Source organism: Candidatus Phycorickettsia trachydisci, from assembly GCF_003015145.1.
In the GTDB taxonomy this organism is placed as follows: domain Bacteria; phylum Pseudomonadota; class Alphaproteobacteria; order Rickettsiales; family Rickettsiaceae; genus Phycorickettsia; species Phycorickettsia trachydisci.
In genome coordinates, this window is record NZ_CP027845.1 from 1,232,612 (window position 1) to 1,250,000 (window position 17,389).

Sequence of the window (17,389 nt, forward strand, 5' to 3'; positions counted from 1 at the left end):
ATTAGGACAGAGAAGTCATTAAACTAAGAGAGTCATTTGCAATATTTATTTTCTCAATCAGCATATTATCTAAACTAAGATTACCACCTAGAACCCCAGCAGGAGTTTGCTTGCTACTAAAAACAGCATCTCCTTGATCGAGTAATTGCTTCTTCCACGTATAAATCAAACCTTCAGTTACTTAGTATTTGGAGATGATTTGAGCGATTAAGCTCCTAAAGCAAGTTTAAACTTGAAATGGACATTATAATTTTTTCGCATATTTTCTCTTATTAAATTTTAAGTCAATTACATGCAAAAAAACTCTTTTAATACTTTATCCAATTTTCTGGGTGCATTACGATTAAGGCTTTTAACACAGGATCTTCTGATGCGGTTACCACTTCCAATGTAGGAGCTATCAACTCTGAAGCAACTGGTATTAAATTTTGTGGTATCTATGATGTTACTGCAGCACCCCCCAATTCAATTATATTAGGATGACTCTTAACCTTATTAATGTTAAGTTAAAGTTATTTATCAATCCTAACAAAGTTAAATTAACTAGTTAGATATTTTTATAAAGCTATAATAAAATAAATTATGCTATCTCTATTGAATTTATTGCACTATCAGCCCCAGCTACATATTTTATATGAACCCCATTAGGCTCTATTTCCCCAGTAGTTAAAGAATCCTCACATGTTAACTCATCAACTTCTGTACTAAGTGCTTTTTCAGGATATATGAAATTTTTGATGTCGCTCACTCTTCCTTTTAAATCGACATCCATCAACCAAGATACCAACTTAAATGCTACACAAAACAAAAATATTTTTTGCACTAATCCTTCCATTCGGTCTACAGCATGATCTATGGATCCGTTTAATTGATTACCCACCTCAGTTAAAACAACATTTGTTATTTGTGCTGCAGCATGATCTACAGACTGATTTACAGACTGATTTAATTGATTGCCAACTTGAGTAATAACAGGATCTATAGCTCCCATGATACAATTATTTACGTAGTTTGAAATAGTTGAAGGCATATAATTATAAACTTCTATATTAATAATATTGACTTTTCTACTATGCGACCTAATTAGATTTCACTATTATAAGCATTAAAAGGACTAATTTTTAGATAGACTATTTACAATGCTTAATACATTAAATCTCTTATTAGTTATTATAGCATAAAGTAATTATAGCATTAGTTTGCGTATTGTGCAAGTATTTTTTATGTCAAGTTAATAAAAATTAATACTTTTAAAAAAAGATGGAAGGTTTTGCGCTAGGTGGACGAATGTATAGAGGTTGAATTTGAGATGATAAATCTTGTAGATTACCAGCTGTCATAATTAAGGACCTAGCATTTATTTGCCCAAACCTAGGCAATATGATAATGTTTTCAGGAAAATCATACACATTCACTAAAGAAATACCACTACCACTAATAGCCGTTAACTTATCAAAGCTTTTAATATAGTTAATTGCTTGGATATTATTCATTACTTCAGTCTCAGAGATAGGTTCTAAGTCCATATTAAATGTTTGGACATATAGCAGTGTTGATGATGCTTCAAGCAATACGATGATATTTTGAGCTTTACGAGAGATCTGCTTGCGAGCTCTGTAGGCAGCTACTTGAAAATTTGTTACGCATATAGGCGATATATGAGGTGCCGCAAATAAAATCCCTTTAGCAGCACTCAAACCTATCCTGATGCCCGTAAAGCTACCAGGACCATTTGTAACAGCTAAATGAGTTATGTCTTGATAATTTAGGTTTGCTTGCTTGAAAGCTTGATCAATTAAAGAAAATAAATGCTCTGCCTGCATTTGCAGCTCCGGATCTTCTATGAAGGCAAGAAGTTTATTGTTTGAAGATATAGCACAAGAAGCTCGCGCGCAGCTTGTATCAATTGCTAAAATGTTCATGTATCATTCCTAGTATAAGTAAAGCTATAGCCCTTCTGTCGAGTTCATGCCTAGTTGCATGATCAGATAAAAGTTTTATCTCTTCAAATAATTTTATTAGTGTATCAATATTAGCTTTGCACTTATCAAACAGATTAACCTCATCATTATTAATATTTTTCAACGTATCTAGTTGATATTGGATTATCCTATTTAAAATCCCCTGACAATTTGTGCTAAAATTAATCCAATCAGACTTTAAGTCTAATGGCTCTATGATTCCTAAAATCTTGTTTTCTTGCAAACCTAAGATGATTTTTTTGTATATTGCCTCTTCTTTTATTTCACTTGATAAGTGTCTTATTTTACAACACCTAGATCTTACCGTAATGGGGAGTTTATAGGGATTGCTAGAAATTAAAAATATCTTTGTATCCAAACTTGCTTCCTCTAAGAGCTTTAAGCAAGCATTTGCTCCATAAATGTTGATTTTATCAATCTCATATATAACTGCTAATTTAAAATCTTGAGTTGATGTTTGATTAAGAAAATTTTTAAGAGCGCGTATCTGGTCTACGCTAATACGTTCATGCTCAGGACGCACTATAAATATGTTGGGGTGATATTCATCTAAATTTGCTCCCCAAGTATTAAATACGAATTGTTTGAGCTCATCATAGGCATTAGAAGGATTATTAGCGTTAATAAGAAAGGGAAGTTTTGTATCAAAGCTAGTTAATTTTTTAGCTAAACTCATACTATACCTTTTTATTAAGCCTTTTTAGAGCTATCTCCTTGCCAATAATACTAATAATTTCAAATACACTTGGTGATGCAGTATTACCTGAGATTAAACATCTTATAGGCTGCATCATTTTACCTAAAGACATATTATGCTGAGCTGCTAGTTTTTTGAACTCTTCCTGTAAAGCACTATGACTCAAGTCTGTAGCACTTTCTAATAAAGCTTTTACGTCATCAATAACCTTAGCATCTGTCTCTTGTAAAACACTTTTTGCCTCATCAGTTAAAACTATATCTTCCTCTAAAATGTAAATTTTAGCCATATCGGCTAGTTCAGTAATCAGCTTAGCTCTAGTCTTCAAGCTATCCATTCCTTGTAATAAGGATTTTTTACTTTTGTCGCTAAACATCCTTTGATCAGTGATAAGATCTACTAACCCCTGATTATCTTTATGTTTTATATAAAAAGCATTTACACTTTTCATTTTATCAAAATCGAGCCTTGCTGCAGACTTTCCAAGATGTTCTATATCAAACTTTGAAATTGCTTCCTCTAAAGAAATAATCTCATCACTATCATAACTCCAACCTAAACGCATTAAATACGAAACTAAAGCTTCAGGTAAATATCCCATATCCTTATATTCAAAAGCACTCGTTGCACCATGGCGTTTAGAAAGCTTAGAGCCATCTGGGCCGTGCATTAGAGGTATATGTGCCATGGCTGGAATATCCCAGTTCATTGCCTGATATATTAACGTTTGTCTGGCTGCATTAGTGATGTGGTCGTCGCCTCTTATTATATGTGTAATACCCATATAGTGGTCATCACATACTACGCACAAATTATATAAAGCCCCCCCATCACTTCTGCTTAGGGCAAAATCTTCGATGGTGCTATTATCGAATTTAAGATCTTCATGAACTTGATCATGAATTATAGTTGTTTGATTTGGATCTACTTTAAAACGCACAACATACGGAACATCAATAGGATGATCATTTCGATCTCTCCAGGGACTGCGTAAAACAAAAGATTTTCCTTGGCTTAATGCCTGTTGCTTTCGTTCCTCTATTTCTGCAGATGTTGCAAAGCACTTATATGCCTTACCTTTTTTAAGTAGTTCGCTTATAAGATCCTCATAAGCTTGTGTACGTTTTGACTGATATACTATCTCCTCTCCTTGTGTAAAGGGATCAAAATCAATGCCTAGCCATTTTAAACCTGCCAAAATAGCTTCTAAAGCTTCCTTGGTAGAGCGCTTTGTATCTGTATCTTCAATTCTTAAGAAAAATTTTCCACCATACCGCTTACTAAATAGGTAGTTAAAAAGCGCTGTTCTTGCGCCTCCTATATGCAAAGAACCCGTAGGAGATGGAGCAAAACGTGTGACTATCACAAATAATTCATTAAATCATTTTTATATCAGTTTATGCGAATGAGCATTAAAGGTAAAAGTAATGTTATATCCTTGTATAATGCTTTTCTGAATCAGCATTTAAGCGTTCTTTAATCACATTAACAGGTACCCATAGGTAGTATAACAAAAAAAGTGATCAACTAAATTTAGCCACTAGCTAAGATAAAAGCCATATATTATGCGTTTTACAGCGTTTTATATATTACGGCTAACTTAATTGAGTAACTTTTTTTTGATATTCTAACCGCATAACCAGAATAACTTATGATTTTTAGGATATGACATTTGTACTAAAACCTCAAGCACCTTTTGAAAGATTGAAAATGGCAAATGATTGCCCAGAAGTAGCTCTGAATAGAGGAATCATCTTGCAAGCAATTATTGATGCATCCAATACAGGAGGAGGGCTTGGAAGTAAAAAAATTGCCCGCACAGCTCATAATTGGCTCTTTGGAAAAAGCGAAGGGTTTAAACAAACTTGTATTAATGCAGAGCTTGAACCAAATTTTGTGGTTACAATTGCTAAGCAAATGATTGATTTACATAATGCGTCTGAAAAATCTGCAGTATTCTCAACAAAATACGAAGAGAGAAAGAAAAAAGATGCAGAAGGAAGATTTTCAAAGGCTAGAAATATCGCCATAGGCTAAAAAACACTCCTCGATAAAGTGATATACGCAATTTTGGAGTTGTATAATTAAATAGCCCAATTTGCCAACTAAAACCCTGATCGTAATTATCCTTAATTACTGAAGCAAGTTGTTTAGAGTTTGCTCTATACACTTTAATTGGATTTTTTTTATCTATATCAGTAAAATTTTGCATCATAAATAAAAATCCATTATTAAACTTTACTCCACTTGAAATTCCAAAGCTGTATTTTACCCCCCAAGGTCCTTGGGTAATACCAAATTCCATTTGAGATATATTTGTACGCTTTTTATAATGAACATATTTTTCTGAAATAATTTTCGCACCTGGCTGTGGTTTTGAATAGTGGGTCAAAATTATATGAGGTGAAATTATAAAAAGACGCTCTGTTTTCTTTTTGCGCCATTTTAGAAATTGAAACTGGCTAAATATCTTTGCTTCGATGGGTCTTTCTCTCCTATTATTAAGCAACTTATTTTCTTTTAAAAGCGCTTGAATTCCAAGGCTCATATTTTCTCTAACACTCTGCTCAATCGTACTAATGATAATTTTTTCCTCTTTTGAATCTGGTATTGTATTTTCTATTTCTTTTAACTTTTTGATTGCTTTATAAATCTTATTTTGTTTATGAATTTTTTGTTGCTTTGTCAAGTATGTTGTATTGCCAACTTTAAGTAATTTATCTTCAAGCAAGATTATTGCTTTTTGAATATTAATCTTATTATCTAAAAGTATGTGCATTCTTTTAGAAGGTTTAGAGATTTGTCCTTGTATAATCATCTGAGTTTTTCCCTCAGGAGGAAGGGCTGCAAGACATTTAGTACAAATAATTAAAGCTATTAGTAGCTTTTTTCTCATTTAAGCCCTGCGAATCAGATGATTCGTAAGACCTACAATGACTGTCAGATTTAGCACTACTACTCCAAGAATAATGTATATCAAACTACCTTGAGGATTATGATACAAAAACCCACAAAGCACCATATTTAAAATCAAAAAAGCAGGCATCAAGATTGAGAATATACTTAAACGCTTTATTGCCAATACTAAAGCAAGACTTGATGTTTGGAGACAAAGCGCTAAACCACAAAATAATAAAATTAAAGCACCGGGTAGCTTAAGAGCAAAAAATAAAATTATGATTGCTGCATATAGTACTAAAGCAATTAAAGGAAATAAAAATAGACTAATTAGCTTTGCAAATAAAATAGTATACCTGCTGTAAGTAATGAGAATAAAATCCATACTACCATCGTTAAGGTCTTTGCTAACAATATTGAGATAAATAATTGTAAGTATTGAAGGAAAAAAGACAATAACAAATAATGGTGCACATAGATAGTGCATATTTTTCCCCAAGATAATTGGGGTTGCAAAGTTACATATTAAAAATATCCAAAATAGTTTACTGAGGATTTGGTGCGTTTTTATTAAAACTTTACTCTCATACTTTAAAAGCATTAAAAATTTATTTAACATAATCTAGAAGGTTTAACGTTTGGTAATCTTCTTTCGCGTCACTGGTTGTAGAAATAATAATTCCGCCACTAGATGCTTTAATATTTATGAGATTACTCAATAATTTACGGTCTTGCTCATCTAAATCTGTATCTAGCTCATCCAAAAGCCATATTTGAGCTTTACTCAGCATCAATCTTGCAATTGCCACTTTTTTACATGTATTAAAGGAAAGCAGCTTACAGTCTTCTTCTAAAATATCTTGCAGACCTAAGTAAATAATTGCAGCCTGCAAGCCTTCTCTTGCCTCTAAACTATCTGCCCAAAAAGATAGATTGTCCCATATTGATAAATTCTGTTTAATTCCCAATTTATGGCCGATATAATGCAAGGGTTTTAACTTGAAGTCAGCTAGATTTTTGCCTTTGAAAGTAATCTCTCCACTCGATGGTTTACTAAGTCCAGCTATTGCTCTTAAGACGGAAGTTTTAACAATACCATTTGCTCCTGATAAATATAAAATAGCTCCAGAAGAAGAACAAAATGAAAGATCATAAATTAAACGATTGCCAGGGTTTTTAGGGTCATCTACAGTGAGATTTTGGCAACTAAACATAATGATCTAGAGGGAAAAGCGTTTAATTTATCAGAGATTAATTACAATACACTTAAAATAGTAAGAAATTATTCAAGGATTTCAAATGAAAAGTTTCAATAGCTTCAATATTCTAAAAACCCTCAAATTCCAGGAAAAAGAATATCAATATTTCAGCCTGCCTTCTTTGCAGCATCATACAGGCTTTGCAGTACAAAAACTACCATATTGTTTAAAAATTCTTCTCGAAAACGTTTTGCGTTATGAAGATGGTAACATAAATAGCTATGACACAGTTAAAGAATTTGTTAGTTGGCTTTTTGAGGGTAAAAATTTAAAAGGCGAAATAGGATTTATGCCCGCGCGCGTTTTAATGCAGGATTTCACTGGCGTTGCAGCAGTTGTAGACTTGGCAGCAATGCGCTCTGCGATAAAAGATTTAGGATATAACCCAAAAGTAATTAACCCATTAATCGAAGTAGACTTAGTAGTGGATCATTCCATTCAAGTAGATCATTATGGCAGACCTGATGCTGCGGATAAAAATTTCAATCTTGAAATGGAAAGAAATCAAGAGAGATACGAATTACTTCGCTGGGCTGCGAAAAATTTTGATAACTTTAGAGTTGTTCCTCCAGGAAATGGTATATGTCATCAAATAAACATCGAATACCTTTCTAAGATTGTTAAACATAAAGGGGGGATTATATATCCTGATACACTAGTTGGCACAGATAGTCATACTACTATGGCAGGAGGTATTGGTGTTCTTGGTTGGGGAGTTGGTGGAATAGAAGCCGAATCTGCTATGCTTGCTCAGCCACTTCCAATGCTTATCCCTGAAGTCATAGGCGTTTACTTAGAAGGAGAGCTTCCAGAAGTTGCAAATGCTACAGATTTAGTCTTAAGTCTTACCCAAATGCTACGCAAACTAAATGTTGTGGGTAAATTAGTTGAGTTCTATGGCCCAGGCTTAAGTAATTTAACTGTTGCTGACCGTACAACAATTTCAAATATGTCTCCAGAATATGGAGCAACATGCGGATATTTCCCTGTTGATGAGGCAACATTGGAATATTTACGCTTAACTAATAAAAGCGATGCTGAGGTCCAGCTAGTTAAGTCTTACATGCAGGCTCAAGGTATGTGGCATAATCCAAATGATGAAGCAATTTATACTCAAAAAGTTAATTTTGATCTTTCTACTGTTACAACAAGCCTTGCTGGTCCAAAAAGACCTCAAGATAGAGTGAAATTATCAAGTGTGCGCAGTAATTTCTTAGAAAATGTTACTAAAGATGTGCAAGATAAGTTTCCAGTTAAAGGGGGCTATTCATTATCAAACGGTGATGTAGTAATTGCTGCCATTACAAGTTGTACTAATACGTCTAACCCTTATGCTATGATTGGTGCTGGTTTGATAGCTAAAAAAATAGTAGAAAAAGGATTGACGTTAAAGCCATGGGTTAAAACATCTTTTGCACCAGGATCTAAAGTTGTATCTGAATACTTAAAACATGCAGGACTTAATAAATATCTAGATAAAATAGGATTCAATTTAGTTGGATACGGTTGTACAACTTGTATCGGTAACTCTGGACCATTGCTTCCAGAAATAGAAGAGGTCATCACCGCCAATAACTTGCAAGTTGCATCTGTACTATCTGGTAATAGGAACTTTGAAGGTAGGGTTCATCCTCTTGTAAAAGCAAACTATCTTACATCACCTATTTTAGTTGTTGCATACGCCCTAGCTGGTACGATGAATTGCGATATACATAAAGACGTACTAGGTATAGATAAAAATGGCAGAGAAGTTTATTTGAAAGATATTTGGCCTCACAAAAAAGAGATTCAAGAACATATCAAAAAGTCTTTACTTCCAGAGTTTTTTGCTAAGAGCTACAGTAAAGTGTTAATTGGCTCAGATAAATGGGAAGCCATTAAAGTGAATGAATCAAAAATTTATGACTGGCATTCAAGCACTTATATCAATAAGCCACCATATTTTGACGGGATATCTCTTGAGCCTAAAACTTTTAAAGAAGTTAAAGATGCAAAAATTCTAGCAGTATTTGGAGATTCAGTTACAACAGATCACATCTCACCCGCTGGTAATATATCCAAAACAAGTCCTGCTGCAAAATATCTTTTAGAAAATGGTGTAGATTATAAGGACTTCAATTCATATGGAGCAAGAAGAGGGAACCATGAAGTTATGATGCGTGGAACTTTTGCGAATATCAGAATTAAAAATGAGCTATGCCCTGGTACAGAAGGTGGGGTTACGAAATCTTTAGATGACAGCATTAAAAGCATTTACGAAGTTGCTATGGAATATCAAGCAAAAAGCACTCCTTTAGTAATTTTTGCAGGTAAAGAATATGGTACAGGATCTTCAAGAGATTGGGCTGCAAAGGGTCCTGCTTTGTTAGGCGTGCGAGCAATCGTTGCAGAGAGTTTTGAAAGAATTCATAGATCCAACTTGGTTGGTATGGGAATCTTACCGCTGAAGTTCTTGAATAATAAAACTAGACTAGATCTCAAATTATCTGGAAAAGAAGTTATAGATATTCAACTACATGAACTAAAACCTTTTGCAAAAGCTTTATGTATAATCGATAATAAAACTAAAATAGAAGTAGAGTTGCAAGTATTTACCGATATCGAGATAGAATATTTAAAATCTGGTAGTATATTACATAAAGTTTTATTAGACCAAATAAAAAATAAACGATAAATCTTAGGTTTATTATACATCGCTTCTTTTCAACTATTTTTGGTTAGAATGTCTATTTTTATTAGATAAATTTTTTCACTTCTTACCTAGAAAGAGAATCAAGAAATTTTTGGTTTACATCCATCAATATCGAGAGTTGCTTGACCAATATATTGTGCTTTTTGACTTCAAATCACCTCTAAATAGGCTGATAATATATTACATAGATCTGTTGCTGGGTAATATTTTGTAATTTAAAATTTGAAGTGTGTAGTCAATTAAAATAGGTTATATGTATGACAATATATCCAAAGAGGCCTCCAAAGCCCGAGCCAACACAAGAAGAAATAGAAAGAGATTCGATTATAGCAGCTGCATGGGATGGTGATCTGCCATGCGTGAAAGCATTACTTGAAAAAGGCGTAAACTCAAATATTACCAATTCCAGAGGAGAAACTCCTCTTTTCATGGCTTCTAAAGGAGGCCATCCGCGTCTTGTGAATTATTTGCTAGCAAGAAAGGATGAATTAAAACTAGATTTAAATACTAAAGACATATTAGGAGAAACTCCTCTAAACGCTGCTACTAATGATGGTTTCCAAGACATAGCAGTTGCTCTTATAGAAGCCGGAGCTGATGTTGATATTCCATGTAATTGTAATCGCACACCTGTACAACATGCTGCTCAAAGAGGAGATATGAAGACTCTGAGATCTTTGATAGATGCGGGAGCGGATCTTGATGTTGGCAATTTGTATAATGTCAAACCTGTACACCTTGCAGCTCTAGAAGGAAGGATTGAAGCTTTACAAGAACTCATCAAAGCTGGTGCAGATGTAAATTCCTACAGCGCGTTTTTTGGTCAACATCCTATACACGTTGCTGTTATGAAAGCTCGTATGGAAGCAACTCAATATTTAATAGACGCAGGTGCTTACATAGAGGTATTAGATAAGTATGGCAACACGCCTTTGGCTAGTGCGGCAAAAGAAGGGTATATCTGGGTTATAAGAGCATTGACCAAATCTGGAGCAAAGGTCAATCCATCCAATGTGAAACCTGAACAACAACCTTTATATCAAGCAATAAAAGGAGGACATCATGACTCGGTTCTTTTACTATGCAAGTCAGGAGCTAAAATTGATTTTGAACAAGAATTAATTAAGCAGTATTTCGTTCCGGATATACTTAGTACTCTTTTTGATGTATCTACATTAACATTGCCTGAAAAAGTTTTTGCGATGTATAAAATGACAAAAACTCTTGAAAGGAAAGGTAACTTACACGATGCATTCGCGAAGAAGATGCTAAGTAAAACAGATTGTTTTTTACGTAGTATTGTGCGTGAGACATCTCAATCTGAGCCTCCACAAGAAGAAGTTAAAAAACTTGAGGATTTAGTTGAAAAAATTAAAGTAGTACGTAAGCCTACAACACCCTTATCTTTAGAGATGTTTGAACTGCTTAATAAAGTTGCTTGGGGACAAATGCAAGAAGAGATAAATGTTGAACGTAAATGTGCAGAAGACTTAAGACCTATTGTTACTATTCAAATGATCTATCAATTAAATAACCATAGTAGTGATGGAACTAAGGAGCATATATCTGAATCAACTGAAAAAATTGACTTTCACAATACCTATAAAATAGTAAACGAAGAAACTTTTTATTCGATGCAGGCTGAATGCAAAAATTCATGCGATAATGACCATATGGAACTTGTTGGGGCGGTTGGAGCATCTTAATGTGTAAAAGGGTATGCGATTTTTCAAGTATACCCTTTAGTATACTATTTTTAAAATATCTCTAATAAGTAGTTTGTTAGTAGATTATGCCCTACCGAAAATATTAATATAGCATATACAAAATCTAATCCAAAAAATCTTAAATAATTAATGATTTTAAAAAAGTAACAAAATACTGTTATTATAAATGCTAAATATTTATTGGGCTCTTTTTTCTTGATAAAAATTTTAAGATTTTGTATGTCCTTATTGCTTGGAAGAGCATGCATGCTCTAGGCTTAGGTTTCGTTTTATCTTGGCTTTTATATTCTTGGTACTATCGACTAACCGTAGAACTACTGACTGTAAAGATAAGACAGGCCGATTTTTGTTTATTATCTTTACTTAAGGTAATTGATGACTCTAATTCTCAAATCTGAACTATACTATACTGTTGGCATTTTCTATCGAGATTAATATTCTTTTTTCCTATATTCAAACGGTACAGTAGAGGGCTATAATACCTTATTTCGTCATTTTCTAGCTAGACTCAGGCGTAAAACAAAATATTACAGCAGCCGCTATGTTTTTACACTCTATACTCTTTCTTATGTGCAAATGGAGTAATTTTATGTCTATATTATTTTAGCAATGCCCTTTATTATAGCTTTATAAAAAGTTAAATACTATAAAATAATAATTAAAAATATTTGACAGGTTAATTAAATTATGTTAACATTAGTAAAGTAGATTTAACTTAATATTAACAAGATTATGAACAATAATAACATAATTGAATTGGGTGGCGCTGCAGTAAGATCAGAAATATCACAAAATTTAATGCCAGTTGCTTCAGAGATAGTAATGCCTACATTGACTGCATCGGAGGATCCTGTGTTAAAAGCTTTAATAGCAATTGTTACAGCGCCATCTGTAACCGGAGCGGTGATTGGAGGTGCATTTGGTGGCATGATTGGAGTTATAACGACACAGGTTATGGGATACCTTGTAACAAGTACAGTATCGGGTATAAAAAATTTAACAGTTAATGCATTATCAGGCGTAAAAAATTTAATACACTTTCAAACATTTTCTAATAAAGACATTGACGTAGTAAATTGTGAAGATACTTTAACTAAATCGATGGATTATAGTAACTCAATTTCTAACCCAGAAGACACTACAGAAGTCGGCATATCAGCAGATTCAATAGATTATATGGCATAATCCGTAATCATTTTACGAGATTAATAAACAAATTTAAATAATATTGATGAAATTATGGATACAAAAGTATTAGAAGGTGCTAGATGGGAAATGCAGTATGTCCATCCTGAATGTCAAGATACACAAATTATGAATGCAATACTAACTGGGTTAAGGGACTCAAGAGTATTGGACGGGGCACTTGGTCTTTGCATAAATTCTGGAGTAGCTGCTATAATAGGTTCTGCGGTTGGGGTTATATCTGTATGTATCATACAAAATTTACTAAGTGTATTATCGGATATAAAAAATTCCACAAATACTGAAAAATTATTTAGAATGGAATTTGATCAGTTTACTTGTGAAGATTCCTTAGCTACCCAAAATTCAAAGCTTGATAACGTAGATTCAAAAGATCTAGCGGGAGATGATAGTGCAATAAATTCAGTAGAGTGTATAGCATAATTTATTTTGTTATTGCTCTGTAAAAATCAAATATTGATGGTAAGATTATGAACATAAATACTAGAATAATGAACTGGGTAGGAGATAGGCTTTTAGAGTCGGATTTACCTTTTATTGCTCAAGCAACTATAGCAGGAGCTGTAGGCGGAGCTATAGTAGGTGCTGAGATAGGTATTTTAACTGTTGGAGCGGTATATTTATGTACAAAAATATTTCCTAATCCAAATATGGAAGTAGAAGTTTGCAAAGATTCAGTTGCAAATTTTAATGATGCAGGTTCAGAAATCACTGATGATCAGCATCTAAACGATATAGCTAAAATTGGGGAAGTTTTAGAGGACGTTCCAGTCCAATAACACAAATTTTTTGTTTATTAACAAGTATTAGTTGCTTAAAAGTTGTATGATAAAAGTAAAAAATTAGTACAAGTTCATACAACTTTAGATTTAAAGAAAAAAGTCATAGGATACTTCGGAAAAGATACCATAGTAATTAATCTGAAATCTCAAATTTTCTTCTCAAAATATTTAGCCAACTATGGCTAGGTCTGTTATACGCTTAAACGCTGTGGGTTTGCGCATTACAAATCTAATGAACTTTTCCATTATAGAATGGTCATTTAAATCTACTTTTTCAAAAATATTCGCAGCGGGTAAGACTATATTTCTACCTGTTATTTCATCATAAAAGTAAATGTTTTTATAGCTTTCATTTTTAAGAATTTTATCTAATTTATCTAGCGATTTAATATCTACTTGTTGCAATGTTTTAGAGATAATAGGGTGTTTTTTACTAGCTCCTATTAGCTTTTGTGATAGAAGGAGTTCTTTTCTGACTAAAGGCCTTAAAGCAGCGTAGAAATTATATTTATTGGCAAGTTCAAATATTGGCTTGTATGGAATCGTTTTATAGTATGCGTAGGATCCTCCAAATTTTTCTAAGATTCTGAGCCCTATGTAAAAATGTAAGTTATTTTGTACTTCATTAAACGAAATATCGGTAAACTCTTTTTCAATTTTTGAGCTATCCCAAATTTTTATCTCAAAGTCGCCATTAAGAATTTTCCAAGTAGATAAGTTTTTATTTAGTTCATTTAGTTCTTCGTTGTTAAGTACTACAAAATGTATCACCTGTGGCATTTTACTTTTCTTACCAGGAGATAGGTTTTCAGGATTTAGAAGTTCGTATAAATGAGCAAAAACTTTGTATATTCTTTTATCAGATGGATCTAATTTATGAAACATTCTGCTGATTACGGGATCATCCATTTCGTTACCATTTTGGAAACTAGTACCATATATCTCTTTTTTCCTGAAATTATGTTGCATTAGACTTTCTGGTTCTAAAAAACTATATGCTCTGGGGGTGCGTTCTGCTTTTATTAAATCTTTAAATACTTGAGTAAGAGTATTATATTTGACTCTAGACATAGAAAAGAAATAAGAGGTAGGCATAGCTATGTCCTTGTCCTGAGCTTTTTGTACATAAGCATCTGTAAGGGGCAGCATAGAAGTTTTAGCTACCATAAAGCTATGTTTTTCTATTTCTTGATCTTGATCAAATTTTTTCCATGCCTCATCCAGATTTTCACTGATAATTTCTAAAGTTCTTTTTAATATCGGATGTCCTGCTCTTGTACCAATAATACCGTTATTGACAGAAAGACGTTGTTTCCAATGTAAGACTGGAAATTCTATGGGAGCAAAAAATTCATATTTATGATTTAAGTCATCTATAGGACGAAAACATTTTACATCTAGATCTCTATACACTCCACCAAATCTATATAAGATTTCATAGCGAGCAATATCAGATCTGCCTGAATAGTTACGCATTTTATCGTATAACTCTTGATACTCTAAACCCAAGGCTCTTACTTGTTTATCACTCCAAAATTTAAACTCCCAATCAGGATGTAGTTTTTTGCATTCGTTTAGATAATTTTGGTATAAAGGCGGAATATCTCCATCCCAAACATGATGCATTACTTTGGGAATTAGAGGTCTTGCTTCATAAGGCATTTTAGATGGTTTTTTGGCCTCATAATGGTTTTGAAGGATTTTTGTTAACGTAGGATTTTCTAACATAAGTTCTTTTGCAAACTTATTACCATCAGTCATAGACTGAAAAAAGTCCACATCTAATATGTTGTTATATGCTGCGTTGGCAGAGAAACTTAAGAGTATGGCAACAAAGAATACGTACATAGAACCTAAATTACAGTAGATAGCCAAAGCTTATGTAGTTTTAGTTTTTTAATCAAGCTATTGATTTTTATATCCTAATTTGTTTTTGGGTGTTACCGCAATATCACAAATAAAGCTTTAAGATAGTTTAATGTTTTTGTAAATATTACTTGCTACTGCTAAAGATAGAGTGTATTATAAGTAAAGTTAGCAATCTAATGCTATATGCTTTGAGCAAAGATTTCCCCGATATGTTTTAGTTTAATTTTTGCCTCAGCTCTTTAAAATTAAACTTATAAATTTATCTATGGAAAACTTTAATGAATTAAATATTTTGCCTTGTCTATCTGAATCGTTAACTTCTTTAGGCATAACGGAGCCAACTCCAGTCCAAAAAGAAGCAATACCGCAAGGTTTAGAAGGAAAAGATATACTAGCATCGGCTCAAACTGGTACAGGTAAAACTATTGCTTATCTTATTCCTGTTTTTACGCATTTAATAAATAATAAAAAAGCTCAAAGTTTAGTTTTAGCTCCAACAAGAGAGCTTGCTTTACAAATTATGCAGGCTGCTCAGAATATTTTGCGTCATTCAAAACAGAAAATTAACACCGCTTTACTTATTGGAGGTGAGAAATTTTTTAGGCAATTTGAACAGTTAAGAAGAAAACCTAGATTAATCATTGGGACTCCTGGTAGAATTAATGATCACTTAAGCCGTAAAAGCTTAAATTTGGATAATACTGAGGTTTTAGTATTAGATGAAACTGATAGAATGCTTGATATGGGTTTTAGCGAGCAATTGGATGAAATTAAGTCTTATATGCCTGAAGTACATCAAACTTTAATGTTTTCAGCAACTCTTCCTTCAAATATTCAAAAATTATCAAAAAAATATCTTAATAATCCTGTACGTATTGAAGTTGGTCAGATAAATACTCCAGCTGCAAATATTAAGCAAGACTTTGTTCATGCAAGCACTAAAGAAAAGTTTCCTCTTTTGCTTAAAGAGCTTTCAAATAGAAATGGGTCAGTTATTGTATTCGTAAAAACCAAGCGTTTTGCGGATGAGCTTGCTGATATGCTTAAGCAAGAAGATCATCAAGTGAATGCAATTCATGGAGATTTGAGTCAGGATCGTCGTAATAGAGTTATTTCAGGCTTTAGAGGTAGTAAATATAGAATACTTGTTGCAACTGATGTTGCTGCTCGTGGTCTTGACGTACCACATGTTGAGCACGTAATTAACTTTGACCTACCAATGCAAGCTGAAGACTATATTCATAGAATTGGTAGAACTGCAAGAGCTGGTGCAGAAGGTAATGCTTTATCCTTTATTTCAAAAGATGATTCTATTAGACTTAGGGACATTAAAAAATTGATCGATCCAGATAGCCAAGATAAAACTTTTACTTCTAAGCGTAAAAGTTCATCTAAGCGCCATGGTTTCTTCCCTAGGAAAAACAAGTCTTACGGTTTTAGAGCTAAGGCCTAGAGAGATCTCTGGGGCGATTTTGGTTTTGGACTGGAAATTCTTTCGGTCCAACTTATTTTATGCACTTTATCGTCAAATTTTACAGATTTTTTCTTGCTGAATATTTTTCCTATTGATTTAAGATTTTTATCTATTGTCTTGATAGCTTTGCTACAGCTTTTTCTTATGTTACTGGGTAAGCTTTTTACGAAGTTCTTAGTTGCTTTAGTAAAATTGCTAAGCTTTTCTAGAGTCCAGTCAATTATTTTACCTGGTAGAAAAATTTTATCTAATGCTTTGTCTGTTTCCTTTACAGCTTTATCTGCTATTCCTTCGGTTTTTTTTAGTATTCTAGCTACAGTTTCATCGACTCTTTTTGACATCTCACTTTTTTCTGCAGGCTTATCTTTTGAAAAGGCATCGTCTATAGCTTCATTAAGTTTTTGATCAGTTTTATCTATTAGCGCATCTACTTTGTTGATAAGTTTATCTGCTACTTCTATTGCTTTGAATGGTAGTATAAGTCCTTTTTTTACTTGTTCGCCTAAATATGTAACGTTTTGTGCTAGCTTTGTAAACATTGAAACTTTGTTTTTGTCTGCTATTTCTTTATTTATAGCGTTCTCAATTTCTTGAATGCTTCTTTGTATTTGATTGGTGTTATTTATTCCATTTATAACTTCTTCTAAGCTTATTCCTAGATCTTGAGCTATAGATTCGTAACTTTTCTTATCTTCTTCTGTTAGTGCATCAAAAAATTCATCATTTTCTTGTACTGCATCGAAGAATTTATCGTCTTTGTTTTTACTCATGAGAAATTACCTTTTTAATTATGTAACTTATTA

General features: G+C 33.0%; 17 protein-coding genes. 7 read left to right on the top strand and 10 right to left on the bottom strand.

Features of this window, described 5'->3' with window-relative positions; all coding sequences use genetic code 11:
• Position 1 precedes the first annotated feature (1 nt).
• From phytr_RS06420 to gltX, 5 genes are all read right to left on the bottom strand, one after another.
• Entirely contained in the window at positions 2-169 is a 168-nt protein-coding gene (locus phytr_RS06420; RefSeq protein WP_158706881.1) for a hypothetical protein, read from the bottom strand.
• A 411-nt stretch (positions 170-580) separates the two neighbouring features.
• Positions 581-1,030 carry a hypothetical protein gene (locus phytr_RS05295; protein ID WP_158706882.1) on the bottom strand — a complete coding sequence of 150 codons (450 nt, stop codon included), beginning with the start codon at positions 1,028-1,030 and terminating at the stop codon, positions 581-583.
• A 220-nt stretch (positions 1,031-1,250) separates the two neighbouring features.
• Complete coding sequence (gene tsaB / locus phytr_RS05300; protein WP_106874829.1) at positions 1,251-1,922, bottom strand: tRNA (adenosine(37)-N6)-threonylcarbamoyltransferase complex dimerization subunit type 1 TsaB; 672 nt, start codon at positions 1,920-1,922, stop codon at positions 1,251-1,253.
• Complete coding sequence (locus phytr_RS05305) at positions 1,903-2,658, bottom strand: hypothetical protein (protein ID WP_106874830.1); 756 nt, start codon at positions 2,656-2,658, stop codon at positions 1,903-1,905. The genes tsaB and phytr_RS05305 overlap by 20 nt, the downstream gene beginning before the upstream one ends.
• Before the next feature lies 1 nt (position 2,659).
• Positions 2,660-4,045 (bottom strand): glutamate--tRNA ligase, encoded by a 1,386-nt coding sequence (gene gltX, locus phytr_RS05310; protein ID WP_106874831.1) that lies wholly within the window; start codon positions 4,043-4,045, stop codon positions 2,660-2,662.
• Positions 4,046-4,344: 299 nt separating this feature from the next.
• On the opposite strand from gltX, the gene phytr_RS05315 reads away from it, so the two are divergent.
• Positions 4,345-4,716 (top strand): hypothetical protein, encoded by a 372-nt coding sequence (locus phytr_RS05315; protein WP_199843756.1) that lies wholly within the window; start codon positions 4,345-4,347, stop codon positions 4,714-4,716.
• Here phytr_RS05315 and phytr_RS05320 read toward each other — a convergent pair.
• The 3 genes from phytr_RS05320 to ccmA form a co-directional block, all read right to left on the bottom strand.
• Positions 4,694-5,575, bottom strand: coding sequence for a hypothetical protein (locus phytr_RS05320; protein WP_106874832.1), 882 nt, complete (start codon positions 5,573-5,575; stop codon positions 4,694-4,696). The genes phytr_RS05315 and phytr_RS05320 overlap by 23 nt on opposite strands.
• Entirely contained in the window at positions 5,576-5,962 is a 387-nt protein-coding gene (locus phytr_RS06425) for a hypothetical protein (protein WP_158706883.1), read from the bottom strand. It abuts the gene before it with no gap.
• Between the two features lie 223 nt (positions 5,963-6,185).
• Positions 6,186-6,791, bottom strand: coding sequence for a heme ABC exporter ATP-binding protein CcmA (gene ccmA, locus phytr_RS05330; protein ID WP_106874834.1), 606 nt, complete (start codon positions 6,789-6,791; stop codon positions 6,186-6,188).
• 85 nt (positions 6,792-6,876) lie between these two features.
• On the opposite strand from ccmA, the gene acnA reads away from it, so the two are divergent.
• The 5 genes from acnA (at position 6,877) to phytr_RS05360 (ending at position 13,240) form a co-directional block, all read left to right on the top strand.
• Positions 6,877-9,510, top strand: a complete 2,634-nt coding sequence (gene acnA, locus phytr_RS05335; protein WP_106874835.1) for an aconitate hydratase AcnA — start codon at positions 6,877-6,879, stop codon at positions 9,508-9,510.
• Between the two features lie 275 nt (positions 9,511-9,785).
• Positions 9,786-11,234 (top strand): ankyrin repeat domain-containing protein, encoded by a 1,449-nt coding sequence (locus phytr_RS05340; protein WP_106874836.1) that lies wholly within the window; start codon positions 9,786-9,788, stop codon positions 11,232-11,234.
• A gap of 753 nt (positions 11,235-11,987) precedes the next feature.
• Positions 11,988-12,440, top strand: a complete 453-nt coding sequence (locus phytr_RS05350; RefSeq protein WP_106874838.1) for a hypothetical protein — start codon at positions 11,988-11,990, stop codon at positions 12,438-12,440.
• Between the two features lie 54 nt (positions 12,441-12,494).
• Positions 12,495-12,884: a hypothetical protein gene (locus phytr_RS05355; RefSeq protein ID WP_106874839.1), complete on the top strand. Its 390-nt coding sequence runs from the start codon at positions 12,495-12,497 to the stop codon at positions 12,882-12,884.
• 47 nt (positions 12,885-12,931) lie between these two features.
• Complete coding sequence (locus tag phytr_RS05360; RefSeq protein WP_158706884.1) at positions 12,932-13,240, top strand: hypothetical protein; 309 nt, start codon at positions 12,932-12,934, stop codon at positions 13,238-13,240.
• 171 nt (positions 13,241-13,411) lie between these two features.
• On the opposite strand, the gene phytr_RS05365 is transcribed toward phytr_RS05360, so the two are convergent.
• On the bottom strand, positions 13,412-15,091 hold the full coding sequence (locus tag phytr_RS05365; RefSeq protein ID WP_106874841.1) for a glycosyltransferase: 1,680 nt from the start codon (positions 15,089-15,091) through the stop codon (positions 13,412-13,414).
• Between the two features lie 286 nt (positions 15,092-15,377).
• Here phytr_RS05365 and phytr_RS05370 point away from each other — a divergent pair, with 286 nt between their 5' ends.
• Positions 15,378-16,565, top strand: a complete 1,188-nt coding sequence (locus phytr_RS05370) for a DEAD/DEAH box helicase (RefSeq protein WP_106874842.1) — start codon at positions 15,378-15,380, stop codon at positions 16,563-16,565.
• Here phytr_RS05370 and phytr_RS05375 read toward each other — a convergent pair.
• Positions 16,562-17,356 (bottom strand): hypothetical protein, encoded by a 795-nt coding sequence (locus phytr_RS05375; protein ID WP_106874843.1) that lies wholly within the window; start codon positions 17,354-17,356, stop codon positions 16,562-16,564. The genes phytr_RS05370 and phytr_RS05375 overlap by 4 nt on opposite strands.
• Positions 17,357-17,389: the final 33 nt, after the last annotated feature.

What these genes read in the sequence shown, in the direction of transcription:
- phytr_RS05295 (WP_158706882.1), bottom strand. Translation starts at nt 1,030, where the DNA reads ATGCCTTCAACTATTTCAAACTACGTAAATAATTGTATCATGGGAGCT.
- tsaB (WP_106874829.1), bottom strand. Translation starts at nt 1,922, where the DNA reads ATGAACATTTTAGCAATTGATACAAGCTGCGCGCGAGCTTCTTGTGCT.
- phytr_RS05305 (WP_106874830.1), bottom strand. Translation starts at nt 2,658, where the DNA reads ATGAGTTTAGCTAAAAAATTAACTAGCTTTGATACAAAACTTCCCTTT.
- phytr_RS05315 (WP_199843756.1), top strand. Translation starts at nt 4,345, where the DNA reads ATGACATTTGTACTAAAACCTCAAGCACCTTTTGAAAGATTGAAAATG.
- phytr_RS05320 (WP_106874832.1), bottom strand. Translation starts at nt 5,575, where the DNA reads ATGAGAAAAAAGCTACTAATAGCTTTAATTATTTGTACTAAATGTCTT.
- phytr_RS06425 (WP_158706883.1), bottom strand. Translation starts at nt 5,962, where the DNA reads ATGGATTTTATTCTCATTACTTACAGCAGGTATACTATTTTATTTGCA.
- ccmA (WP_106874834.1), bottom strand. Translation starts at nt 6,791, where the DNA reads ATGTTTAGTTGCCAAAATCTCACTGTAGATGACCCTAAAAACCCTGGC.
- acnA (WP_106874835.1), top strand. Translation starts at nt 6,877, where the DNA reads ATGAAAAGTTTCAATAGCTTCAATATTCTAAAAACCCTCAAATTCCAG.
- phytr_RS05340 (WP_106874836.1), top strand. Translation starts at nt 9,786, where the DNA reads ATGACAATATATCCAAAGAGGCCTCCAAAGCCCGAGCCAACACAAGAA.
- phytr_RS05350 (WP_106874838.1), top strand. Translation starts at nt 11,988, where the DNA reads ATGAACAATAATAACATAATTGAATTGGGTGGCGCTGCAGTAAGATCA.
- phytr_RS05355 (WP_106874839.1), top strand. Translation starts at nt 12,495, where the DNA reads ATGGATACAAAAGTATTAGAAGGTGCTAGATGGGAAATGCAGTATGTC.
- phytr_RS05360 (WP_158706884.1), top strand. Translation starts at nt 12,932, where the DNA reads ATGAACATAAATACTAGAATAATGAACTGGGTAGGAGATAGGCTTTTA.
- phytr_RS05365 (WP_106874841.1), bottom strand. Translation starts at nt 15,091, where the DNA reads ATGTACGTATTCTTTGTTGCCATACTCTTAAGTTTCTCTGCCAACGCA.
- phytr_RS05370 (WP_106874842.1), top strand. Translation starts at nt 15,378, where the DNA reads ATGGAAAACTTTAATGAATTAAATATTTTGCCTTGTCTATCTGAATCG.
- phytr_RS05375 (WP_106874843.1), bottom strand. Translation starts at nt 17,356, where the DNA reads ATGAGTAAAAACAAAGACGATAAATTCTTCGATGCAGTACAAGAAAAT.